The following is a 24,293-nucleotide window of genomic DNA, read 5'->3' as shown; positions in this document are numbered from 1 at the left end:
GTCGCCAATCCTCTCCCGCCATGGACATCATCGGACGGTTTATGGCATCGGTGGCAGGCGCGGGAACAGGAGCCCGGCGCGACAGACGGAGGAAACCATGTCGTTGAAACTCTTCGATCTCAGCGGTCGTCGCGCATTGATCACCGGTTCTTCGCAAGGCATCGGCCTCGCGCTCGCCAAAGGCCTGTCGGATGCCAGCGCTGAGATCGTGCTGAATGGCCGCGACGCCGTCAAACTGGCGGACGCTGCGGCTGGGATCGGTGGCCCGGTTCACATCCTGCCATTCGACGTCACCGATCACCAGGCTGTGCGCCAAGCAGTCGACGCATTCGAGGACAATCACGGAGCGATCGACATCCTCGTCAACAATGCCGGCATGCAGCACCGCAGCCCGCTCGAAGATTTTCCCGAAGAGGCCTTCGAGCAGTTGCTGAAGACCAACATATCCAGCGTCTTCCATGTGGGCCAGGCCGTCGCCCGCCACATGATCAGGCGCGGTCGCGGTAAGATGATCAACATTGCCAGCGTCCAGACTGCCCTGGCACGACCATCGATCGCGCCCTATACCGCGACCAAGGGGGCAGTCGGCAACCTGACGAAGGGCATGGCCACCGACTGGGCAAAACACGGACTGCAATGCAATGCGATTGCGCCGGGCTATTTCGACACCCCACTCAACTCGGCGCTGGTGGCCGATCCGGAATTCTCCGCATGGCTGACAAAGCGCACGCCGGCCGGTCGCTGGGGCAGGGTGGAGGAACTGGTTGGCGCCTGCGTTTTCCTCGCGTCCGATGCTTCCTCCTTCGTCAACGGCCACATCCTCTATGTCGACGGTGGCATAACCGCGTCACTGTGAGCCGACCCGAAAGCGACAGCCTTGGTACCGTCAGAAAAGCCGGGTGCCACTCCACGAGATGACACTGCTCCACCGGCCGGCTGATTGGCTCAGGCGTTCAGGTGTCTGTCAGCTTTTTCCGTCAGGGGTTGCTGCACATGTAATGACTGACCCTCGAAGGATACCGCATTGCCGGCCTTGCTCCGCTCTCTTCCTCGGCCCCGCATCAGCAGCGAATGGCTAAGCATCATCGTTTCGGCCTACCTGCTCGTCTTCATGAACGCGACCTTCTGGCAAAAGTCAGCGAACTACCTCTCCGGCGAGCGGGTCGCACTCGCCTGCTTGGCGGTCGGCTTGTTCGCCGGCTTTGTCGCGATCCTCGTCGCCTTCTCGGCGAAATATGTCATCAAACCGGTGCTGATATTCCTGATCCTGTCGGCTACGGCATCGGCCTGGTTCATGGACCGTTTCGGTGTGGTGATCGATAGCGAGATGATCCGCAATGCGGCGGAGACCACTGGACCGGAGGCGGGCCACCTGATCACCCCCACGTTTCTTCTACACATCACGCTCTATGGCATTCTGCCGTCCCTTCTCGTGGTTTGGGTGGAGGTCAAGCACCGGACGCTCCTGCGAAAGGTCCTTCGCAATCTGACAGTCATCGTGCCGGCTGTGCTTGTTCTCGCAGGCGCAGGCGCCACGAACAGCGGCACCTTCATCTTCAACATCCGCGAACATCGGGACTGGTTCCGAAGCCTCAACCCGATCTTCCCGATCGGCGCGGCCCTCAGCTATGTCGTCAAATCGACGGAGGAAGTGAACATCAAAGCCGAGCCGATCGGCCTGGATGCGAAGGTAACGGATGCCGCCGCACCCGGCACGCGGAAACCCCGCGTGACCATCATCGTCGTTGGCGAAACGGCAAGGGCACAGAATTTCCAGCTTGGCGGTTACGAGCGTGAAACCAATCCGGAACTTTCGAAGCGCGACATCTTCTATTTCAAGGATACCTCGAGCTGCGGGACGGCGACCGCCGTTTCCGTGCCCTGCATGTTCTCGCGTTATACCCGCAGCGAATACAGTCACGCCAAGGCGCTGGCGACAGAGAACTTGGTGGATGTCCTCGGCCATGCCGGCGTGCGCACAGAATGGTGGGACAACAACACCGGCGACAAGAATGTTGCCGACCGTATCGGCAGCCAGGACTTCTTCAGAATGAAGGATCCGCGCTACTGCACCAACGGAGAGTGCCTCGACGAGATCATGCTGGACAAGGTCGATGGCTGGCTCGACAGCGTGAAGGGCGATTCCGTGCTTGTTCTGCATCAGCTCGGCAACCACGGTCCGGCCTATTACGCCCGCTACACCGACGCCTTCCGCAAATTCACACCCGACTGCCGTACCGTCGAATTCAAGGACTGCACCACGGACAGCATCACCAATGCCTATGACAACGCCCTGCTTTATACCGACTTCATCCTCTCGTCGATCATCGACAAGCTGAAGGCGCGCGATGCAGCTATCGACGCCTCGATGATCTACATGTCGGACCATGGCGAATCGCTTGGCGAAAACGGGCTCTACCTGCACGGCACGCCCTACTTGTTTGCGCCGAGCCAGCAGACCCACATTCCGTTCGTCCTGTGGCTCGGCTCGACGGCCCGCGCCCAGATCGACACGGCCTGCCTGAATGCCCGCACGTCGGAACCGGCCTCGCATGACAATCTGTTCCACACGGTGCTCGGCATGATGCATGTTAAGACCGAGGTGCGTGATCCGGCGCTCGACATCGTGGGCAACTGCCGGCTCGCGGGAAGCTGATTGCAAACGGGGAGTGCCGAGGGTGAGCCATCTCTGCAGGCGCCGAAGCCGTTCGGCCCTGCCTAGACTTATTTCATGACGGTGAGGCCCACAACGGCGCGGCGCTTCTTGCCGCTTCTGTCTTGCTCTGGGCCGAAGAGCTCAGTCAGCCGTTCTGACGTCGACCGTCCGGAAACTGTGCGGATCGAATTTCGCGATCACAAGCCGGCCAAGTCCGTCGACGGCCGCCGCCTCGTAGCAGCCGTCTTCGGCCTTGATCGATCGGACCTGCCAGCCGAGCCCCTCAAGCTGTGCCTTCAGCGCCTCGCGCGGCCGCCACTCGGACAGCGGGATCTCGCATTTTTCAGCCGCTTCGACGACACACCCGGCGCTTGCATATAAACACAGAGTCAAAAGTAAAGGTCGCACGGCCGGGTCCTTGTCCGAGGTTTCGCACGACCATGCGTTTGAAACCTGACGGACAGCTGAAGCCCTGAAGATTCGATGTCGTCTCCCAAATTCGACATCCGCATCGAACCAGTGCACCAAGAGGCGAGACTGTCGCATCCCTCACTGGCCCAACTGTCAGACCACCAAATAGCACCTACTTTTTATCGCATAATCATTATTATGGAACTTATGTTAGCTGGTACGCAAGCGATCGCCGGACCCTTACTGAACCGGTTTCCATAAGAGTTCCCATATCGGGGATCTGCAAGACCCTCTCTTGCCGCCTAGTCACCTCCCGACTCCGTCTTTCCTGGTTGATTTGCCAAGTCCCATATTTTTGGCGAGGCGCGACCTCGCTGCCGCGTAGGCCGGAGCGACCATCGGGTAGTCGGGCGGCAGGTCCCATTTTTCCCGATACTGGTCCGGCGTCATGTTGAAGCTCGCCTTCAGGTGTCGCTTCAACGACTTGAAACGGCGGCCATCCTCAAGGCAGATCAGATAGTTTTCTTCGATGGACTTTTTTACTGGCACGGGGGGCTTGGGCTTCTCAGGCACGGGTCCCGCGAATTGTGCATGTGAGGCGCTCTGTAGCGCATCAAAAACGCTCGCAATCAACTTCGGCAAATCGGCCGAGAGCACTACATGATTGGAAACATACGCGGAAATAACCCGCGAGGCGTAATCGACCATCTGCAGGTCGCTGTGTTTCGTTGCTATATCGGTCACAAGAGGCTCCTTTCTCAGACCATGTCAGGATTTGGGTGATGGGTGACGCAGCGTGAAACCACCTGCTGCGCCGAACTCTGCCAGTCGGGTATTTGAACGCCGTGAATTGACGCCAGCTTTGCCGTATCCAGCCGCGAATTTGCCGGGCGTTTTGCAACCGTCGGGTAATCCACGGTTGAGATGCGGTCGATCTGAGCAGATGGGCCGCCGAACCGGTGCGATGCTTCAAAGATAACCGCAGCGAAATCAGCCCAGCTGGCAGCACCCTGACCGGCAAGATGAAACGTTCCCCGCAACTCACTCGCGCGGCTGTGCAGGAGATTTTTTGCGACCGCCACGACCCCGTCGGCGATGTCGAATGCGGATGTCGGATTGCCGACTTGGTCGTCCACGACACTCAGGCGCTCTCGCGCCTCCGCGACCTTGAGCATGGTCTTGAGAAAATTCCGTCCGAAAGGGCTGTAAACCCATGCCGTCCGCAGGATGACATGATTGTCAGTCGCTCCGGCCAGAGCCTGCTCTCCCTCAAGTTTCGAACGGCCGTAAACACCCAGCGGGTTCGTCGGATCGGTCTCCCCATAAGGCGAACCCTTCGTGCCGTCGAACACATAGTCGGTGGACAGATGAATGACCGGGATATCCAGAATTGATGCCACACGTCCGATTTCCCCCGGGGCAAATTGGTTCACCGCACGGGCGTTCGCTTCGTCCGTCTCCGCAGAGTCCACTGCGGTGTATGCCGCGGCGGAGACAATGATGTCGGGCTGGCAAGAACGGATTGCCACCTCGATCGAACCCGGGTCGGCAAGGTCGAGTTCCGGTCGTCCAAGGGGAACGACGTCAAACAGGTCCTGTCGCCTCCCCCGTTCTGCAAGTGCACTGACCACCTGGCCTGCGCGTCCGGTTACGATCATACGCAACGGCTTTCGCCCCAGTTGGCCATCCTGACGGCTGGCGTCGATCGGCCCTGATCTCGATGACGCGATGTCTTCGAACCCGCTCATAGCTTGGATCCCTCGTAATGGAAAACCTCCCCCAGGTCCGCAAGCTTTGGCTGTCGTGAATCCTTGTCCGACAGGCGGGCGGAAAGGCCGTCGACAGGCCATTCGATGCCAAGCTGCTTGTCGCTCCAGAGAAGTCCCCTGTCATGCTCCGGACTGTAATAGTCGGTAACCTTGTAGGCGACGATCGTGTTGTCCGTCAGCGTGCAGAAGCCGTGCGCAAACCCCGGAGGCACCCACAATTGCAGGCCGTTATCGGCCGAAAGCTCAACAGAGACATGGCGGCCAAAGGTCGGCGACCCACTCCGAATGTCCACGGCAACGTCGAACACGGCGCCAGCCACGCAGCGCACCAGTTTTCCCTGGGATCTGGGCGCAAGTTGGAAGTGCAACCCCCGTACGGTTCCCTTCTCCGCAGAAAGCGACTGGTTGTCCTGAACGAATGCAAAGTCACCCACATTCTGGCAGAACACATCCTGGCGAAAGGTCTCCGAAAAATATCCACGCCCGTCCCCGAAGCGACTGGGTGACATCTTGAAGACGCCCTCGATTTCAAGTTGGTCAAAACGCAATTTGATCTCCTTTTGAGATTGGCATCACCGCTTCGGCGGGATCGAGAAGACTGGTCAGCACCGCCTCCTCGTCTGTGGTCGGCACCGCCGAGGAACCCGACGCCCGGGCGAACAGGAAAGCGGCATAGAAGACGAAGAGAGAGGCCATCCCCATCGTGCGCAGCGGATAATCGACTGTGGAATGGGCGAGGATGATGAGGATGCCGATGAAAGCGGTGCGCGCCGCGTCGCGTCCGCGTAAGCTTATGAATCGGGCTCCTATGGCCAACAGACACGCCGCCACAATGAGGGTTCCAGCAAGCCCTCCCTCGAGAAGCAATTCCAGAAAATCGTTGTGTGCGTGATTGACGAAGGCCGGATAGACCTGCTCGAGTTTTTCGTAGCGTGGATACACGAGATCGAAAGTGGAAAATCCCGTCCCCAGCGGCCAGTGGTCACGAATGGCATCTAGTGTCGTCAGTGCGTAGTCCCGGCGGTCGAGAAACCGGTCCGACCCGGCTTCGCTGAACTTGATCCACAGACCGTAAAGGTAGGCCACTGCCAAAACGCAGAGGCCAGGAACGAGCAGGGTTGCGGACCTGGAGCCACGCGCAATCATCAGAAACGCCAGCAGCGATATGAAGAGGCCAATCACCACCCCCGCCCGCGAGCCTGCGGCGAGGAGTGACAAAAGCACCAGCGTCACGAGAAGCAGGGTCCATACACGCGTATAGCCCTGCGGCCGTGCTGTCAGGGCAGCGAGGATACCAACAGCGACATAGACCGAGTAGTGGTTTTCATTTTGGAATGTGCCGAGTTCTGCCTCATAACCCAGCAAGGCAGACAGCCAGGAGATGTCCGACTGCGAAAAGGTCGCGAACGAAAGCGCGAGATTGATCAGCACAGCAAAGATCACGAACCGTCCGATGAAGCTGAGCTCCGCTTCTTCGAGTTTGCTCAGGGCCGTGAAAAGAAATGCCATGCTGAGGCAGAACATCAGCCCGAAAATCGTCCGGTAGGACGACAGGCTCAGCGTGGTCGTCGAGCATGTACCATGAGCGGGAATGTAAGGTTCCGGTCTCATGCCGTGCAGCCAGTCGCATGGCCAGGGCACGATCTGAATACACGCCAGAAGCGCAATCGCTGCGAACAGCCCAAAACCGGCGATCGAGGCGCGGCGCTGCCCGAGCTTCACGATGACATAGGCCGACGAGCCGATGATCAGGACCTGCAGGATCTGGTCGACCAAAAGGCCCCGCTCTGTGCCTCCGCCGAATATCTGGCAGGCCAGCAATGCAGTCCCGATGACAAACAGCACGCTGTTTGGCGAAGTGCTCTGGTTCATGGCACGCTCGCGATCCGGATTTCGTCGAAAAGCAAACGGCCGGAATATCGGTCGTTCCAGCTTCCCGTCATGGTCCGGGTCCCCAGGCGCAGAACCTGCAATCCGCATGCGTTTGCGGGAACCTCAAGATCAGCGGTTATCTCCTTCAGGGGATAGGTTCCCTCCGAAACCGGCAACATGGCCAGGATCTTACCGGGCTTGAAGCAGGCGATGCTCCAGAAAAGCGTCTTGGGCAACACGGCGCCCTTTGCCGATACCTTCATCGACAGTTGGTACCGTCCAGGTGACAGAACCAAATACTGGCGGACACCTGGATCCCTGACGGGAATATCGAGGAACTCAAGCGACAGACCGCGGGCAAGAGTGCCCTCCTCTGCGATGGACAGGGCCAAGCCTGGCTGCCGTTTCACCGACCAGTCGAAGGGTGCCCCACTGGGAATAGCCGAAAACAAGCCGTTGTAGACATTGCCAAGCAGTGTCTCCCGCTCGCCGTCGAGGGTCACGAGAAAGGTCCGATAAGCCTCGTCATAGCGGCCCGCTGCGAGCAGAGCATTCAGAACCTGATTGATTTCGCCGGCATACTGTCCGCCTTTCCCTTGCGCCACTCCCCAAAGAAGATCTGCCGCAAACAGCGCTCCATCCGGAGACTTGCTCAAGCTGCTGATCAGAGCACCCCGCCATGGCGGCGCCCGCTCGAGATGTTGCATCAGAAGCCGGCGCTGCTCGGGTTTCGACAAGATCTCGGAGAGCCGGTCGGCGTAGACGGGAATCATATCGGGCCATCTGCGGAAGAGAGCGTCGATGAGATCCACCATCGGCACTTCGCCGTCCTCGTCGGCCGCGTAGCCGATCATCCACTGCAGCGCCTGCCGTTCGGTCGGTGCCAATTCGAGGGCACTGGCGGATGCCTGCTGGGCCGCGGGCAAATCGCCATTCTCCCATTCGACAAGTGCCTGCACGCTATAGAGACGGCCATCGCCCGGATTGACGCTCATCATGCGCCGAGCAACTGAGCGCAACTGATCGAGATCAGAGGGTTTTGTCGTGCCGCCGATCATGCTCTCGGAAAGCGCGACTAACGCGTCCACATTGAACGGGTTCAGGCGCAGAGCGAGTTTCGGATCACTCTTCTCAAGCAATTGACTTGATGCGATCAAGAAGAGTGTCGAAATGCTGGCGGATGCGAAACACAAGAAAACCCACCGACCAATTCCAGACATCGCGATCTTGCCCCTGCGTATTCGATGATACCTCCGGCAACAGCGTGCTGGATGAAGTATACGTGTAGTATTTGTAATTCAGGTTTCCGTACCTGTAGTTGTGTTCGAACTTTCCGACCGTGAACATTGTCAGCGCGACACCGACCACATTTGCGCCTGAGGAGGTCAGGCGCCGAACAGCCATGGCCACCGATTTGCGGGACACCTTGCTGGTCGAGACAATGAAGAGCGTCGCATCGGCAAGGCGGCTGAGAATGGGCACGTCAGCAATCCCGATGACAGGCGGCGCATCGATGATGATCATGTCGAACTGCTTGCGCAGACTGGAGACGATCAGGCTCATCCTGGGGGATGACAAAAGATCTGCCGGGTTCTGCGGCACTGTGCCAGCCGAGATGAAAAAGACATTCGAGGACTTGCCGCGCCGGACGAGGCGCGCAAGGTCACCCCTCCTCACGGTGTTTGTCAGAAGGTTGCTGAGGCCAATCACGTTGTCCTCGTTGAAACGGCGATGGATGCTGGGCTTGCGCATGTCGGCATCGATGATCAGCACCCTGCCGCCGAGTGAGGCGAAGTCTTCCGCAAGCTTGATGACCGTCGTGGATTTCCCCTCGCTTGGCTCGGAGCTGGTCACCAGAAGCGTCGCCGGGGCGCCGTCGGAACCTGAAAACTGCAACGAGGTTCGCAGGGATCGATAGGTTTCCGAGAGAGCCGATTGAGGGTTTGTCAGCTGCTGTTCCAGATCGATTTCGGCCACCAGGGGCAAGACGCCGAGAACCGGCAGACCAAGCTCTTTCTCGACCTGGTCGGAGCTGCTGAAGGCGTTGTTGATGAGTTCAGCCACGTAGATGACGGAGGCGGCCAGCAGAAGCGAGATGATCGCGCCGATCGTGAGATTGATCGGCAGGCTGGGCGAGAAGGGTGTCGACGGGCTGACCGCCAGATCGACCACGGCGGCGTTCTGGGTCTTCAGTTCGGATCCGACCGCAACATCATTGAGTTTGCCGATCAGGCTCTCATATTGAGCGCGGTTGGAATCGACCTCCCTCTTGAGGATGGTGTACTGAATGTTCTTGTCCTGGTACGCCGACTTCTCGGCTTCGAGTTCGCTGAGCTTCTTCTGAAGATCCGCGACCTTCGCAACAGTCTCCTGGTGCTTGAGCCTGATCGAGTCGGTGATGGTCAGAACGCCCATCTTGAGCTGTTTTTCAGCTTCCCGAATCTGCGACGAAAGCTGAAGCATCTCGGGAAAGTCCGGCTTGAAGAGCAGCCTCTTCCGCTGATACTCGCCCTTGAGATCGACCAGCGTGTTGCGCAGCTTATCGAGTGCCGCGCTACCGAGCACCTGTTCCAGACTTTCGCCCTGCCCGGCGTCGATCTGTTTGACCAGTCGTTCAAAATCAAGGTTTTCCTGGATGGCCTTTGAAAGGGCGGCGTTGATATCCGCGAGATTAGTGTCAAGAAGCGAGCCATCATTTCCCGTCACGGTGATGCCAGCGGTTTTCGCATAAGCGACAAGTGCCCTCTCGGACTCCTGAAGCCTCTCCTTCACGAGAACAACCTGCTCCTGGATGAATTCCCGGGCCTGCACAGAGGTTTTGCTGCTTTGATCGATGCGCTGATCGATGAAGCTCTGAGCGATCTGGTTTGCAATGTCTCGCGCATAGGCGGGGTTCTGATCACGGTAGTCGATCGTCAACAGGCTGGTGTTCGGGACGAGATCGACCTTCAGGTTGGACATCACGCGGGATGTGGCAATCCGCACCAAGGCGTCCTGCGGTAGCGTATCATCGGTCTTCTTGGGCTCCGCGCCAAAGGCCCTGTAAAAGATGTTCAGCGGCGATATTCGGGCGCGGGGAAACAGAAAGTCCTCACGCTCCGTCAGGCTCAGCGCAAAGACGACCCGCTCGGCCAAAGCACGGCTTTTCAGCTTCTCCTTCGCCGTCTGAAACGCTCTGATATCGCTGCTCTCGCTCATGAGTTCGAGATCTTCGAACACCCTTGCAGAGGGAACCAGAACCTCCAGTTTGGCGACGGCCTGATATTGGGGCGTCTGCATCAGCGTCAGAAGTGCAGCCAGCAGAAGACCCGCGCCCAGGAGACCGAAGATCAGTCGTCTGTATTGCAACACGCGAAAGAACAGGCCGATCATGTCGAGGCTGGCCGCGCGTGGATAATAATCCAGGCCTATGTCCCGCCCCCGATGATAACCGGCGTAAAACGCATCCGTCGGAGGCGTCATGGGCTGGTAGGGATCTCCTGCAGCGGCCGGCTGGTTTCTATCGAACATCTTCAATCCATTCTTAAATTGCCAAGAGCATGTGCTCAGGGAATTGCTGCAATTCCCGTGGCGACCCGTGCCGAAAGGCCAAGCGCTTCCTTGAGGCTGTTGATTGCGACCAGGCTTTGCGACCTGAAGACGACCACGACGTCGCCACCAAAGATGCGGGGGTTCTCCGCACGCCCGTCACGGATCGTGCCGACGTCGTAGTTGGCGACCAGTTTGCGTTGGCCGAAGGCGCGATAGACGTAGACCTTGCGTTGGTCGGCGAGTTCCCGGAACCCACCGGCCAGCGCGATCGCATCGAGAAGCGTCGTCCCGGGCGAAACGGGATAGAGACCGGCCTTGGCAACCTCCCCATCGACTGTAACCCGCTGCCCCGATGACTCTTTTAGGAAGATCGACACCTCGGGATTTTGAAGGTAGCGCGCGCCGTAGAGTTGCTCGAGTTCCAGTTCGAGCGACCGGATGCCTTTGCCGGCAGCGGTGACCGGGCCGATCAGCGGAAGAGACAAGGCACCACGGGAATCAATCTGAACCGTTCGACTGAGTTGTTCCGCTTGAAAGACATCGATGGTCAACACATCGCCCGGGAGCAAGGGCTGGTCCATTCCACCAGCCGTATCGGCCGGTGCGGGAAGGGTCCGGACAAGTTGCAGGTCACCGGACACCGTTTCTGCATGCTGAGGCGATGTCGCAGGATGCATACCCGAACTGCCGCATGACGTGAGCACGAGCGTAGCCACGGAGAGCCCTGCGACAAGAAGGAGACGGGGGATCATCAGCATCTCACCACCCCGCCCGCAGGAGCGTGAGCAGCCGATCGACACGGTTTGCGGTGACCGCAATCGGACGCGATTCCAAGCTACGGCCGACGGCACCCGAAAGCGGTCCGTCCTGCAGAATGATTTCGGGGATCTCGACAAACATACGATGGGCCGCCGCCTCACCCCAGCGGCTGGCGACCAGTTTCATCGCTGACGCCAGGCGCGGAGCCCGAACACGTGGGCTATGGGCATCGCTTGCGACGAAGACCGGGCGGCCCGAATCGATAAAACTCGCCGCCTGCAATTGCGCGGCCGTACCGAAGCGGCCCAGGAGCGAGTCGGCTGTCAGCTGTAACGGGCATCCCAGATCCGCGATCTTGAGAAGTAGGTCCTGACGCAGCGCCGGCCAACCGAGCCGTTCGGGATGCGCTATCACCGGGATGAAGTCGTAGTCCTTCAAACGCAGAACGAAGTCATTCAGCTTCTGCGGCACCACCAGAGGAGGAAGTTCCAGAAGGAAATAACGAGTGTCGTTGAGAGTCGGAATATCGCCAGCAAGAAGCTTGTCGGGCAGATCCCACGCAAGATGGGCTTCTGCCCCACAAACTAAGGTCAACGGGATGCGAAGCTCGCGCAGCGCCTGTTGAAGGACATTCAGGACCGGACGGATGGTCGCATTGTCGTTCGAGTAGACACCGCCGTGAACGTGAGGCGTGCAGGCCATGTGGGTGATGCCATCCGCGACAGCGACACGGGCCATCTCGATGGACACGTCGAGCTCGCTGGCGCCATCGTCGAGCCCGAAGAGGATGTGCGAGTGGAGGTCAATCATGCTGTCTCTGTTCCCTGGTGGAAGGTGCTACGGGCCGCGGCGAGCGACATGCGAGGTGGATGAGGGTCAGCGGCTGACCCGTTCGTCTTTCCGTGCGATCGAAATCATGACTTTGCTGCCTGCGAGAATGCCAAGGACGCTGATGGGGACAGGGGACTGAGGAGCCGCCTGCAACGGTCCGACTGGTCGGGCAGCTTCAGCACGAACACACCAGAACCCTTCCTCGTCCTCGATCCGGATTAATCGCTTCTCCGGCACCGACAGAGTGCATGTGTCGCCGATCTTGAGTGTGGTGGTCGATGACGGCCCGGTGAGCAATTTTGCGGGCAAGGACACGCTCGCATCGACCTGCGCAGGCCGCATGCCCTCGGTCTGTGAAACGAAAACTTTACCGGTGACTTCCCGGAGAACTGCCGTCGATGCGAGGGGTGCGCGGCAACCGCAAACTGAAGGTTCAGCGACGTCAGGCGGAGCATCCAGCCCCATGGATGCAAGCCCGATCATGCAGAACACTGCCGCCTTCTTGAACTGCCCATTCATCGTTTTTCCCCTTGATTGACTGTCAGAATTGTCTTGCCCACCTTCTGCTCCGCTAAGAGCAATTCGAAGTATTGAGCTGCCACGACGCTCCAGCGGTATTTCCGCTGAGCAATTTCCTTCATCCTGGGCCCTGAAGTCGCACCCTCGCCTGCTCGGAGCAGGCGGCTCAAATCCGCGGAAGAGCGAAAATAGCGGGCACAATGATCAGTAGAGTGCCGGTTGTAGACGCAATCAAATGCCAGAACCGGCAGTCCGAAATGCATCATCTCCACCAGCGAAGGGTTGGTCCCGCCGGCGGAGTGACCATGCACGTAAAGACCGGCGGCGCTGCGTATCCGATAAAGCTCGGCCGGGTCGTAGACAGGATCGACAAGATGCAGATTAGGGTGGGGCGCATAGCGACGCCGCAACTGGCGCCCGTAATCACTGCTGTCCCAGTTGCCGACAAAGACGAGATCACGAGTGTCCCCTGCGAATGCGTCCAGGATCATCGCAATGTTGTTTTCCGGTTCAATCCGGCAGAGCGCCAAGGCGTAGCCCGCCGGGCACGAGACTTTAGGCGTGGCATCACCGGTCTGAGACGGTGGCACAACCGCGTGGTCGCCGCCATAGGCGATCACCTTGGGGCTTATTCCATAGGCATCACGAAGATAGTCGGCGATGCCCTGGTTGTCGGCGACCACCTCGTGGGAGAAGCGTACAGCCATCCATTCGGAAAAACGGAGGAAGTGGCGCGCAAGCCCTTTCCACTTGTCCCTTCGCCACTCGATGCCATCAACATTGGTCACAATCCGCATGCGGGAAATCAGTCGGATCAAGGGAAGGATCGAAGCTCCGGAAACACCGAGCAGCAAAGCGACATCGTGGCCGCGCCAGACGCAGTGTAGCAGCGTGGTCGCATCGTAAAGGACGCTTTGCAGCCCATTTGCCTTCCACCGCGAGTAATAGAGCTGGGCGCCGAGATATTTCTCCGGCCGGACGTCGTAGGCCGGGGCGCTGCAATAGACGGCAAGATGGTTCGTTGAGCCGAATTCCTGATGTTGCCGCACCAGGTTCTCCGCAAGCGTCTCGAAGCCGCCGTAGCAACCGGGCACGCCCACGGTGCCGAGAATTGCCGCCTTCATGCGCTGACCTCCCGGTTGCGGAGGCTTGCAATTTGAGTGCGCAAAAGGCTCGCGAAGTTTTCCTGGCTGTATCGCTCGGCTTTCTGCCGGGCCGCAGACGACAGTTGCAGGCACAAAGCGGGGTCGTCAGCGAGACGGCAGACGCACTCGGCCAACTCGGCCAGGTTTCGAGAATCGATCAGAAAACCGTCACGGCCATCACTGACAATCTCCGCGGGTCCACCCACAGGCGGCGCAATCACCGGCACCCCGAACGAGAATGCCTCCGCAATCGTCAACCCGAACGTCTCTATACAGAGGTCGACCCGGGAAAGATTCACAACGAGATCGGCGAATGTGTAAAACCGGGCGGGATTACTGACCTTCGCATAAATCCTGAGGTTCGATGGGACCTGAACCCCCTCGAGATATTGGCCGATCTCGTCGCTGTTGGCGTTCAGAACAAGGTCCAGCGCAATATCGTCCCGCCACAGGAGCGTCCGGGCGAGATTGATGAACTCGGGTACGCCTTTGAAATCCCGGGGTGACGCAAGCATCAGAACCCGAAACAGGCCGCTGCGGCGGGGCCAAAAAGGTGTGTCCCTCCCCTTGGACTGAAGCGACGACGACACCGGATTGGGAATGACTATCGATCGACCGGGATTGGTGGGCAGTCGATCGCGATGATCCTCCGAAACATAGACCAGCAGATCCGCATAGTGCGTGGCCGCCGCCTGCAGCAGCCACCGCAACGGGGCCGGCGACAGCGACACTTCGTGCAGATGCCAGACAAGGCGCCGTCTTTTCACCCATGCCCAGATCGCCGCGCCCACCGGCAGCAGCGTGTTCACGTAGATGATCGTTTCCGCCGAGATCTCCTTGGATTTGCAAAGCATCCGATAGAGGCGGAACTGGCTAGCGATCAGGGACGCCAACGTCAAAAGACGAAAACGACTTCGGCGGTACCCATAACGTCGTATCGTGACGTTGGCACTGTCCAACAAACCACTTCCGGCGGAACCGACGAAAAGAAGACTCCCTTCGTTCGAAGGTGCCAGCGCTTCAATAGCGCTCAACAAAACCCGCGGGCTTCCAGAATTGTCGTTGAGTAGATGGCAAAACACGATCATCACCGGGCCACCCGCAACTTTGACCTTGCTGCTCCGTCGCGATCGGCAAAAATATGGTCGACGATCGCGGCTGCGGCCTCTTCGGGAAGCCCGTTGTTTGCAACCTCCGTCATGGCGCCGCGTCGAACCAGATCGCCGTAGGCCAGGTTGAGTTGGGTGATCTCTCCGACCGTCAACTCCTGCTTGCGCGTGCGCGCAACCTCGGGACTTACGCTGATGAAGAAGCTGTAGGTCGGAAGCGGGATGATAGAGGCGAAAGCGCGCAACAGCCATTTGGACAGCCGAATACGGCTGCGACCGGGATCGGCGATGACATCGTAATAATAACGGTCAAACAACACGATCCGACGGTCCACAAGTGCTGGCCGAGCAAGCCGGAAATAGCCATAGACATAGTCGGCCACATAGTAGGAAAGCCGGGCCAGGGACCCGGCGAAACCGGAGGCTGGGCTGCGATGCGGTCTGGAATAGTCGACATCGACCGTTTTGGCGGCGCCAGTGGCAGCCGCGAGTTCTGCGATCCGTGGCAGGACGGACGGTCGGAAATGGCCCCTGTGGGCAAGACCATCCTTGCCGAATGCGAGTGCCAGGTCAGCAAGCACGAGTTCAATCACCGTCGTCTTGCCAGCGCCGTCAGGTCCGCTGACCGACAGCCAGAACCCTGATGGTTTCACCCGATCGTAGAGCCGATTGAACATGAATTGAGGCAACAGCAGATAGGCTGCCGCTCGCTGTGTCCTCCAGGCGTTCACTAGCATCGTGAACCATTGCACCGCAGACAACGGCTGCAGAGCAGAGGCGCGTCCTGCCCGTATTTCGTTGACCATTTGGCGCCCATCTTTGTCGCCTACCAATGGAATGAGCTTTTCCAGGAGAGCCATGCGGCTTCGACCGGCAATGCCGGCAAACATCATGTCGTATTTGGGATGCAGTGGCTTGCCGACCGCCAGATGGAACAACAGCTTATCCAGGAGCACGACCGGCTGAGAAACGACAGGTATGCCGTTGTGCCACCGCAGATCCTTGAGCATCTCCGCAGCAGACAGAAACTCCACACCATAAATCTGGCAGGAGGTGATGAAGTCGATTTGCAGTTCCGCGAGTCCGGCAGAGGTCCGCTTGGTCAACACCAACTGGGCGAGCTTCTCGTCGGTGTAATATTTGGCAAACAGATAGCCGAATTCCTTTGCCAGACGAGCAACGACTTGAACCGCCTTGGAGCGGTGTGCGGGAACGACGACGATATCGATGTCCCTCGCCCCAACGCTGTAAGGAAGCTGCTCATAATTCCGCGTCACCGCGTATTCGACCTCCGAGAGGCTGAGATCGTAGAACAGCCGGCCGAGTAGATCAGCCGGTGGTAGGGGCGCATCTTCGAGCCGCGAGGTTGAGGTCATGACTGCACCGACTGTGTCTTGAGTTTCTGAAGGATGAGTTTCGGCGACGTGACTGCGACGAGGCCAAGGAAAAGGGCCATGCGGAGGTAGTGTCGCTTTGCATAGGCGAAGCCGGCCCGCTTGTAGGAAGCCGCGGCGAGATCTGAGCGCCAGTCGGCCCACCGTTCAATCGGCGTTCGAGAGGCCAGGAACTCGGCAAGCGTACGCTCGCCGGCCCCCTTGCGTCGACGGACCATGCAGTCCTTGATCCACCGCATCTTGAGCTGCATGACCGCAACATTGCGCGTGGAAAGAGACCCGACGGGCTTGCGATAGAAGAACAATGCTTCCGGGATCGTGATGAAGTGTCGGCCCTGTGCACCAAGGTCGGCCATGCGGCACCAAAGGTCCAGATCCTCGGCGTAGTCCTCGTAGCGGAGGCCCGCCGGGTTCGGCAGCAGGTTCTGCCGGTATCCACCAACAGCAAGGGCATCGCGCCGCCAGAACATCGTGACCGGAGCCATGAAGACCAGCTTGTTGCCGCGATATTGGTGAAGAGCTGCTGCGCGGCTGGTTGCTCCGACCCGCTGGTTCCCCAGACCGCCGCTTGGCTTCTCCGACGCAAAATAGGTCGCGTAGGATCCGACGCCCAATAGGGACGGGTCTTTGCCGAGCAATGAAACCTGCTTTTCGAGGAGGCGCGGTGTCGCCACATCGTCGGAATCAAAGAACAGAACAGCCTCGCAGGCAGCCTCGTTCAAACCCCGTTCGCGCGTGAACGCGGTTCCCCGGTTGGACGTGTTGCGCAGCAACCGGATGCGGCCGTCGTCGGTGGCGCGCTCCGCAACGATCTCGGCCGAACGATCGGTCGAACCGTCATCGATCACCAGGATTTCCTTAGGCGGATATGTCTGTCGGGCCAGCGAAGTCAGGGTATCGCCGATCGTGCGCTCGGCATTGTAGCAGCACACGATGACGGTGACGTCCAGCGCCTGCAGCGCGGTCCTTGTATCGGTCATGAGCGCGCCCCCATCTCACGGTAGATCTGTTCGATGCAATCGGCGAGCGACGCGTAAGCGTGGCGTTCGCGTGCAATGGTTTGGGCCGCACGAGCCAATGATTGCCGGTAGGTTTCGTCGATGGCGAGGCGATGTATGGCTGAGGCCAGGCCATCGACCGGATCCCGTTCATTCGAAAGGGACACAGTGATACCAGCCTCCTGCTTCACCGTGCGTCCAGTGGCATCGCCCTCAAGGCAGACAACCGGAACACCCGTGAGCATGGCCTGCAGCACCACCGTCGCCAGTCCGTGATGGAAAGACGGATAAAGGAAAACGTCACTGTGGTTGATGGCCTGAACCAGTCCTGCCATGTCGAGACGTCCGGCAAGCGTGACCCTGTCGCCATGGGGATGCGCCGCAACCATCCCTGTGATCTTGGAGAGCAGGGGGCCGTCGCCAACGATCGTGAGGCGCGCAGAAGGATAGATTTCGAAGAAACGGAGGGCGGCCTGAAGCGCGAGGAGCGCGCCCTTCCAATCTTTCAATTCGCCGGCGAACAAAAGGCGCAGTTCCCCTCCCCGCCCCACGTTTTCCCTGGGCAACACCATGGATGGCGTTTCCTCGATCCCCGTCTGGGTGAAGGGCGTCATCTTGCAAACCAAGTGCCGCGGCATGGTCTCGGGCGTATGCGACAGAATCCGGCCGGCTCTTCGCCCTGAGAGCCGCACCAGAGGATCGAAGCGCCGCATCGTACCTCGGGCGATCAGCCTCAGTCGGTCTTTCCACTGGGACAGGGCCGAAAGCCCGCGACGCAGGACCGGATGTGTGTCTTCGCTGCCGACCGGCCCCCAGAGGAAAGGACCTCGGACAAGCGCCAGCCCAGCTGGCATCCAGTCCATCCCACCCGTCAGATGGTGGCAGAGATCATAACACGCCTGTTTTTGGAGGCGTCTTGCAAGGAGACCCGACCCGATCTGCCACAGGTAGTAGTAAAGAAGGAAGAAGCGTCTACCCTTCTTGTAGAAGCGGAAAATCCAAGGGAGATCGAAGTAGATGAACTGCAGATTGACCGGCCGGCCATGCCTCTGGAAAGCCTCTTCGTGCACTGGACGCAGGTTGGCGCGGGTGATGACGGCAATGTCATGGCGCTTGGCAAGCTCGAGAACGAGCCTCCAGGCGATTTCACCTTCGCTGCCGCGGCCGGTTTCGCAGGCATAGGCTGAGATGAGAATCTTCATGGGTTCGCCCCGCGCATAGACGCTTTGCGAGTGGCTGACGTTACGCTCGTAAAGTGGTGAACGGCGCGCAGCAGCAGCAGACTGTACCAGAAGATCTGGCTGTTCCAGGCGGAGCTGGCGAGTGCCGGGATCCACAACAGGAGCAGAGGCAAGGTCTCCATGCTCGCAAAGCGAAACATGTAGGCGCGCAAGAAAAGGGCCGTCCCGGTGATGCCAGTGATCATGATGTAGCCTGGAATGAAACCGGCCATAGCCACATCTTCGCCAGCACCCACAATATTTCCCTGAATATACTGGTTGATGGTCTGGTAACCGCCTCCGAACCAGACTGTAGGGTTGTCCAGACTTGCCGATTGCAGAAAGAGGAGCAGCGGCATGACGCGCACCGCACCACTTTGGTCCGCCTGGACCAAAGCCATGATGTCCAGCGTCGGCAGCGCCGTCAGGAAGCCGACAAGGCGGCGAACCGACTCTGCTTCGACGGATTGAAGGAACGGCCAGGCGACCACGAGCAGCCCACAGCACGTCGCTAGCCAGCGCAGTTGCAAAGCCAGCACGATCGTCAGGGGCAGAAGCGCCGCCGCCAGCGAGCTGCCCGTCAGAACCTGGGTAACGGCGAAGGCAACCAGCACCCATTTCTCCCGACGCCAGAGGTCTCGCAGACTCAAGGCGGGCCCACCACGGCGCGCGAGGATGAGGTAGGCGAGCAGGGTGACGGACAGCGCGCGCGCCGCGTGAGACGGCTCAACCGCAAGGGAGTTGTAGCTCCAGGCGCCTTTGGACAACATGCCGTTCAGGATCGGCAGACCTGCCAGCGAGCAGACCATTTGCGCGACGGAAACCGCCGTGAAGGCAAGGATCAGCTGGCGCAGCAGTTCGATCAACCGCTCGCGATCGATGAAACCGCCCTCCAGCGTCCCCGCAAAGGCAATATAGGAGAGTGCGAACATCCCGGTGTATCCGAGACTGGTGAAGTTGGCGGCTCCTCCATGGGCGAGTTCTACGACGATCAGATATGCGATGGCGGCAGCGGATGGACCGAAGTCGCGCTCCAGCGGCAACCGCAGTATGATGATGCACGGCAGCGACAAGGCGGCTACCAAAATGACCAGCACATTGCGTTGGTCTCCCAAGACGAACAGGGAGATGGCAGTGCCGAAAGTAACGAGCAGGACCTTTGCCACGAGCCATTGGCGCGCCGGCGACAAGGGGCGTCCGCCATGCCATCCAGCCATTCTTGGCGATACTCCGGAATAAGGAGCGAAGACGTCACTCATAGGAAGCCCCCTTGCACCCGTGCCCGAAGACTGGTCATGGCCAGCATCACCCCATGGGAGAGACGCAAGGCCGCAAGCGAAATCCGCCCCCTGCCGCGATAGCGGACATGGTAATATCTGCGGCTTTGTGCCCAGAGGGAAAAGCGGCGTACGGGATCGCCTTTCTCGGCGGTCCGATGGGCATGAACGGCCGAGATTTCGCCATTGTAGACGGAGCGGAAGCCGGCCCGCCGCACCTGCTCGGCAAGAATTGCCTCTTCGCAGTAGAGAAAGACGTTCTCGTCGAAGTAGCCGATACGGTCCAGGAAGCTGCTACGCACCAGGAAACAACATCCGCTCAACTTGTCATTGCCAGTCGGAAGCTCCGGTTTCGGATTGCCCCCGATGCGTCTGCGCGACAGACCGGCGAGGAGCATGAAAAACGGTGCCAGAATTTCCCTTGCGAGACCTGGCTCGAACATGGGGTTTTCGTTGACACCGGCAAGGCTCAAGATCGCCGACGCCGCCACTGCATTCCGTTGCGACCGAAATAGCGTGGTAGCAAGTGTGGTGAGATAATCCACGTCCTCGATCCGGACGTCGGGATTGACGACGAGGATCGCGTCGCAGCCGAGCGACACGGCGAGGCGCGCGCCAATGTTATTGCCTGCCGAATAACCGGCATTCCGATCGTTGCATACAAAGAGCCCGGCGCCCTGTCTGTAGTCTGAGGGTACACCGTCGCCGGCCTGGACCTCCCGCACCCGAGGCAGAGCAGCCCTTACGTCTGATCGCATTCTCGCGCGGCTTACACTGCTGGACCCGTTGTCGACGACGATCACGTCCACGACCACATCGCGCTGGGTCAGAATCCCATTGAGGCACAGCCGCAGGTCGCGATCGCTATTGTAGGTGAGGATGACGACCGCCAATCTCAGCATCCCGCAGCCTCCCATTGCCGGAGGCAGGCATCGACCAGGCGGCCGCGCCGGTCACCGTCAGTCCAGCCATCGGTGTTTCCGGCATAGTCCAGTTGCCGTTGCAGATAAAAAGCCGCGTGGAACAGCAGAGACGCAAGTATGCAGGTCCGTACAGTCTCCAGATCCAGATCGGAAAAGAGTGCTGCAACCTGCTGGTTCAGCCGCGAGATGACGGCGACCGGGTCGTCATCGTGACGGATTGCCAGCAGATAGTGAACGAGATCGTAGCCAAGCGGCAAATCCTCGGCTGCGTATTCCCAGTCGAACACGTAGAGCCGAGACTCCAGCATGATGCAGTTCCAAGGGGTGAAATCCCCGTGTGCCATGGAGACAGGAAGACTTTCGGCAAAGCGCGAGACTATCGCTGCACTGGACAGCATACGGCCAACCCAGGCTGCGGGCAGTCGGATGTCGCGCGACAAGCTCCGGATGTGCTCGATCACTGAGGTCGCACCGGTACGTCGCGTTCGCGCCGCCAGTTCGCACAGAAAGTGGAGATGGGCCTGCCCCAGACGGACCCCACTTTTGGTCGCCATGGTCTTGCGACTGTCTGTTACGAGCACACTTGGCCTAACCGCACAGCCAGAATCAAAAGCCAGCACGGTCGGCACGTCGACAGTCGACAGCGCGAGGCGGTCGATACGCGATAACATCTTGGCCTCGCGCGCCAGATGCGGCTTCACAAGGGCTCGTCGACTGACTTTGGCGTAGCCGAGAATGTCGCCATTCTCAGCCATCAATTGAATCGCGGTCTTCCGATGAGGCCCTGCGGTTCCTGTAAAATACGCACAATGCGCCAGCCCTGCCGGATGCTTCCCGGGCAATTCTGGAAGAGTAGCGAGGCGCAGACGACCGGAGCTCCAACCGCTGGGGACACCAAGCCGAGCGGCCAGTGTAACCCCGGCTTTCATAAGGCTCGCCGGGAAAGACATAGGCTGGAACATCGCCATGGCGGCAGCCGATACACGGCCGCCGCTGGTTGGGATGACCCACCAACGATCGTTGGTCCGCGCTTTCAAGAGCCCATAGGACCGCCCCCCATCGGACACCTGAGCGACACCGAGGGCAGCCAAATCCTCTAGAAATTCTCCGAAGGAGCCGGAGGAGGAGGCGAATGAAACACGCGTGTTCACCAGATCCCCCTATAGTCACGAAGGACACTCAGGAGGCCACTGCTCATCCGCCAGTAGTCACGATTGAAGAGCTCATTCAAGGCTCGCTTCGCACTTCTCTCCCGGCGCAAATCGGCCCGAGCTTTCAACAGCGCAATCTTGCGGTCGAGGACCGAAAGGGACGTGGCCAGATCGATGTCGGCGCCAAGCGAAAATGAGCGGACGCTCTCTCGCACAAGCCGGAAAGCCTCGATCTCCTGCTCAAACCGAGCCCGCTGGACCTCAGCCCGAGCGGCCAGATCATGCGGTTTTCGTCGTGCCAGCACGCTCGTCTGCAAGGCATGACGCCGATAGGCCACCAATTTCTGAGAGAGAGGCAGTCCCGGATGCCCGCTCGCCGTTGCGCAGAGAGCCAGCCAGGTGTCGTGTGTCATCACGGAACCTGCGGGCTTGATGTCCATGAACGGCTCGATCACGTCACGACGGAAGGCCGAAGCCATGCCGTAGACGACGTTTCCACCCGATATCATGGTTTCCAACGGCTTCTTGCGGAATCGGGCCTGCCGCGTGGTCGTGAAGCGAGCAAGATTCCAGAGCGTTTTCGACTGATACCGGTCGGAAGAGGAAAACTGGACCGCGTCGCAGAAGACAAAACCAGCGTGAGGCGCTCCGCCGAGTGCCGCCAGCATGACTTCAATCTTTGTTGGCATCCAGATGTCGTCTTGGTCACAGAAGAAGATGACGTCACTTGACGCCTCGCGGAGGGCGGCGCTGAACGCCGCATTGACGCCCCGGTTTCGTTGCCCGCGAAGAACCTTCATCTCGAAACGCGATTTGGCAGCGTAGTGCTGCAGGACAGCCCATGTTTCATCCGTTGAGCCGTCGTCATAGACGACAAGTTCATTTGGGAGTCGCGTCTGCTGAGACAGGCTTGTGAGCTGCTCCTCCAGATATTCTGCGCCGTTGAAGGTCGCCATCACGACAGAGGCCGTCAAACCGTGCTGGATCCCGGTTTGCTGTGATGCGGCATCGCTTGGTCTACGAGCACTCATGGCGAGACCTTCCGAGACCGGAGGAGGCGGTCCTTGAGCATGCCAGACAACCACCGGCGCTCTTCATCGGAGAAGCCGAGCCCGTAGATTGCACCGGCCGTCACCATGCATGCGGCCATAAACCTGGAAATGTCGGGGAGCGGCAGGTGCGACATTGCAGCGCCGAGAAGCGCACTCGCCGCAAAAGACAGCAGTGTGACGACCACAGCCGGCCGCAGTACGGCCCGAGCGAAGTATCCGGGAGCAAGCCCTGTCAGTTGCACGACGAACCGCGTTCGAACCGCCAGAGCAAGAGACGAAAGCAGAAGCAGCAACCAAAACAGCGACAGCGGTCCTGCTTCCACGGAAAGCAGGAGTGCGCCGAGCGGCAGTGCCGTTAACATCAATCCACCAACGACGATCTGATACCGGCGAATGTTTCCGGTCGCCTGAATGACGGAGACCAATGGATAGGACAGACTGTTGACGAGACCGGTCACGAGCAGCAGCCGGACCATCCCCACGGAATGTTCCGGAGTGTTTCCTAGCCAGATGCCAAGAACCACGTGAGCCTCAAGGGAAACAGGCACAACGAGGATCAGCATCAAGAAGAAGGCCGTCTTAGAGTTCCTCGCGATCAGGTCGTGTAACTGCGATGAATTCTGCTGGAAGTATGACTTCACGATACCTGGACTTGCCGTGATCTGGAGGTTTGACGCGAGCGTCGACGTTGCATTGGCAAGCTGAACTGCAATGCCTTGCGACGCATTCACCACCGGGCCGAAATGCAGGTTCAGAAGCAACGCGAAGCCGTGGATGTTCAGGACGACCGACAGGACCTCGATGAGGCTCCATCCGGCGAAACCGGCCAGCCGTCGCAAAAGATCGAAATCTGTGCACGGCCTGTATCGACTGGCCTCGATCACCCATCGGCAATATCCGACCTTGGCCAGGAAATTGACGACAACGAGACACATCATCAGAGACGAGAAGAGTTCAAGACGATCGCCGACAGCCGGGACGAGGGCCAGGGCAACCAGCACTCGCAGGAGCGCGTGCGCAATATCGAAAGCGGCATAGGCCGAGAACCGCTCGGTTGCCGCCAACAACGCATTGTACGGAACCTGAAGCACGGTCAGAGCAACCGTGAATGCGGCGCAGTGGAAGGCCCATGTAGCAGCCTGCATCCGTGCCGGAGGAATAACCATGTGGGTATGCAGGAACCAAAGGCCCAGTGTTTCGCAGACACACAAGACAAAGAGCGCAATTGCGGCATGGATCTGGAGGGACGCGCTGAAAACGGCGCCCAGCCGCTCTGCATTGTGGAATGCGAGCTCGACGCTCAGATGGCGCTGAGTGCTGGCGGCAAGGGCCGAGTTCAAGAACGCGATGACGAAGGTGACACCGGCCACGGCTACATAAATTCCGTAGTCCACGGCACCGAGTTCGGCGAGTATAATGCGCGACGAGTACAGAGAAACCGACATGGTCAGAAGCGTCCGCCCATACATGACGAGCGTGTTCGTCAACAACGAGCGGCAAACCGGCTGGCCTTCAGCCACAGATGGGGCCGCCGAGCGCGCGCCCTCGCCGCCTGTCTGTGCCCTCTCGGCGGGTCGTATTGCAGCAAGAGCGGCGGTCATGCGCGCGCCTCCGGCTGAGTTGCCTGCGCAAGGGCGGTCGCGCGTGCGGCGCATGCGGTTGGCAGAATGCGGTCC

At 59.5% G+C, this 24,293-nt stretch carries 22 protein-coding genes; 2 read left to right on the top strand and 20 right to left on the bottom strand.

The annotated features are described in order from the left end of the window. The first annotated feature begins 97 nt into the window (after positions 1-97). Positions 98-856: an SDR family oxidoreductase gene (locus ACT53S_RS20480; RefSeq protein WP_476068346.1), complete on the top strand. Its 759-nt coding sequence runs from the start codon at positions 98-100 to the stop codon at positions 854-856. A gap of 168 nt (positions 857-1,024) precedes the next feature. Continuing rightward, positions 1,025-2,656 carry a phosphoethanolamine transferase gene (locus tag ACT53S_RS20475; protein ID WP_476068345.1) on the top strand — a complete coding sequence of 544 codons (1,632 nt, stop codon included), beginning with the start codon at positions 1,025-1,027 and terminating at the stop codon, positions 2,654-2,656. 141 nt (positions 2,657-2,797) lie between these two features. Here ACT53S_RS20475 and ACT53S_RS20470 read toward each other — a convergent pair whose 3' ends face one another. The 20 genes from ACT53S_RS20470 to ACT53S_RS20375 all read right to left on the bottom strand — a co-directional run bounded on the left by ACT53S_RS20470 (position 2,798) and on the right by ACT53S_RS20375 (position 24,218). Beyond that, positions 2,798-3,202, bottom strand: a complete 405-nt coding sequence (locus tag ACT53S_RS20470; protein WP_476068344.1) for a PepSY domain-containing protein — start codon at positions 3,200-3,202, stop codon at positions 2,798-2,800. Between the two features lie 171 nt (positions 3,203-3,373). Beyond that, the gene (locus ACT53S_RS20465; protein ID WP_476068343.1) at positions 3,374-3,811 is read right to left on the bottom strand and encodes a Ros/MucR family transcriptional regulator; all 438 of its coding nucleotides are present in this window, start codon (positions 3,809-3,811) and stop codon (positions 3,374-3,376) included. Between the two features lie 14 nt (positions 3,812-3,825). Further along, on the bottom strand, positions 3,826-4,731 hold the full coding sequence (gene rfbD, locus ACT53S_RS20460; protein WP_476068474.1) for a dTDP-4-dehydrorhamnose reductase: 906 nt from the start codon (positions 4,729-4,731) through the stop codon (positions 3,826-3,828). Between the two features lie 80 nt (positions 4,732-4,811). Then, positions 4,812-5,384 (bottom strand): dTDP-4-dehydrorhamnose 3,5-epimerase, encoded by a 573-nt coding sequence (rfbC, locus tag ACT53S_RS20455; RefSeq protein WP_476068342.1) that lies wholly within the window; start codon positions 5,382-5,384, stop codon positions 4,812-4,814. Beyond that, positions 5,374-6,708, bottom strand: coding sequence for an O-antigen ligase family protein (locus ACT53S_RS20450; protein ID WP_476068341.1), 1,335 nt, complete (start codon positions 6,706-6,708; stop codon positions 5,374-5,376). The genes rfbC and ACT53S_RS20450 overlap by 11 nt, the downstream gene beginning before the upstream one ends. Then, positions 6,705-7,865 carry a tetratricopeptide repeat protein gene (locus ACT53S_RS20445; RefSeq protein ID WP_476068340.1) on the bottom strand — a complete coding sequence of 387 codons (1,161 nt, stop codon included), beginning with the start codon at positions 7,863-7,865 and terminating at the stop codon, positions 6,705-6,707. Before ACT53S_RS20445 ends, ACT53S_RS20450 begins: the two co-directional genes overlap by 4 nt. Then, on the bottom strand, positions 7,840-10,218 hold the full coding sequence (locus ACT53S_RS20440; RefSeq protein ID WP_142073281.1) for a polysaccharide biosynthesis tyrosine autokinase: 2,379 nt from the start codon (positions 10,216-10,218) through the stop codon (positions 7,840-7,842). The genes ACT53S_RS20445 and ACT53S_RS20440 overlap by 26 nt, the downstream gene beginning before the upstream one ends. Positions 10,219-10,253: 35 nt before the next feature. Then, the gene (locus ACT53S_RS20435) at positions 10,254-10,991 is read right to left on the bottom strand and encodes a polysaccharide biosynthesis/export family protein (protein ID WP_476068339.1); all 738 of its coding nucleotides are present in this window, start codon (positions 10,989-10,991) and stop codon (positions 10,254-10,256) included. A 7-nt stretch (positions 10,992-10,998) separates the two neighbouring features. Continuing rightward, a complete protein-coding gene (locus tag ACT53S_RS20430; RefSeq protein WP_476068338.1) occupies positions 10,999-11,808 on the bottom strand; it encodes a tyrosine-protein phosphatase in 810 nt (269 codons plus the stop codon). 66 nt (positions 11,809-11,874) lie between these two features. Further along, positions 11,875-12,348, bottom strand: a complete 474-nt coding sequence (locus tag ACT53S_RS20425) for a hypothetical protein (RefSeq protein ID WP_476068337.1) — start codon at positions 12,346-12,348, stop codon at positions 11,875-11,877. After that, positions 12,345-13,472: a DUF1972 domain-containing protein gene (locus tag ACT53S_RS20420; protein WP_476068336.1), complete on the bottom strand. Its 1,128-nt coding sequence runs from the start codon at positions 13,470-13,472 to the stop codon at positions 12,345-12,347. The genes ACT53S_RS20425 and ACT53S_RS20420 overlap by 4 nt, the downstream gene beginning before the upstream one ends. After that, positions 13,469-14,581 carry a glycosyltransferase family 4 protein gene (locus ACT53S_RS20415; protein ID WP_476068473.1) on the bottom strand — a complete coding sequence of 371 codons (1,113 nt, stop codon included), beginning with the start codon at positions 14,579-14,581 and terminating at the stop codon, positions 13,469-13,471. Before ACT53S_RS20415 ends, ACT53S_RS20420 begins: the two co-directional genes overlap by 4 nt. Continuing rightward, positions 14,581-15,978, bottom strand: coding sequence for a nucleoside/nucleotide kinase family protein (locus tag ACT53S_RS20410; protein ID WP_476068335.1), 1,398 nt, complete (start codon positions 15,976-15,978; stop codon positions 14,581-14,583). Before ACT53S_RS20410 ends, ACT53S_RS20415 begins: the two co-directional genes overlap by 1 nt. After that, positions 15,975-16,976: a glycosyltransferase family 2 protein gene (locus tag ACT53S_RS20405; protein WP_476068334.1), complete on the bottom strand. Its 1,002-nt coding sequence runs from the start codon at positions 16,974-16,976 to the stop codon at positions 15,975-15,977. The genes ACT53S_RS20410 and ACT53S_RS20405 overlap by 4 nt, the downstream gene beginning before the upstream one ends. Beyond that, the gene (locus ACT53S_RS20400) at positions 16,973-18,196 is read right to left on the bottom strand and encodes a glycosyltransferase family 4 protein (RefSeq protein WP_476068333.1); all 1,224 of its coding nucleotides are present in this window, start codon (positions 18,194-18,196) and stop codon (positions 16,973-16,975) included. The genes ACT53S_RS20405 and ACT53S_RS20400 overlap by 4 nt, the downstream gene beginning before the upstream one ends. After that, positions 18,193-19,404, bottom strand: a complete 1,212-nt coding sequence (locus ACT53S_RS20395; RefSeq protein WP_476068332.1) for a hypothetical protein — start codon at positions 19,402-19,404, stop codon at positions 18,193-18,195. Before ACT53S_RS20395 ends, ACT53S_RS20400 begins: the two co-directional genes overlap by 4 nt. 65 nt (positions 19,405-19,469) lie before the next feature. Beyond that, a complete protein-coding gene (locus ACT53S_RS20390) occupies positions 19,470-20,393 on the bottom strand; it encodes a glycosyltransferase family 2 protein (protein WP_476068331.1) in 924 nt (307 codons plus the stop codon). Then, positions 20,387-21,565 carry a phosphotransferase gene (locus ACT53S_RS20385; RefSeq protein ID WP_476068330.1) on the bottom strand — a complete coding sequence of 393 codons (1,179 nt, stop codon included), beginning with the start codon at positions 21,563-21,565 and terminating at the stop codon, positions 20,387-20,389. Before ACT53S_RS20385 ends, ACT53S_RS20390 begins: the two co-directional genes overlap by 7 nt. Beyond that, entirely contained in the window at positions 21,562-22,521 is a 960-nt protein-coding gene (locus ACT53S_RS20380) for a glycosyltransferase (RefSeq protein WP_476068329.1), read from the bottom strand. The genes ACT53S_RS20385 and ACT53S_RS20380 overlap by 4 nt, the downstream gene beginning before the upstream one ends. Positions 22,522-22,592: 71 nt before the next feature. Further along, the gene (locus ACT53S_RS20375; protein ID WP_476068328.1) at positions 22,593-24,218 is read right to left on the bottom strand and encodes a lipopolysaccharide biosynthesis protein; all 1,626 of its coding nucleotides are present in this window, start codon (positions 24,216-24,218) and stop codon (positions 22,593-22,595) included. Positions 24,219-24,293: the final 75 nt, after the last annotated feature.

The sequence above is a fragment of the Allorhizobium sp. DMC15 genome (assembly GCF_056314065.1).
The sequence above is the reverse complement of the archived record's forward strand: the minus strand, read 5'-3'. Positions and strand labels throughout refer to the sequence as shown.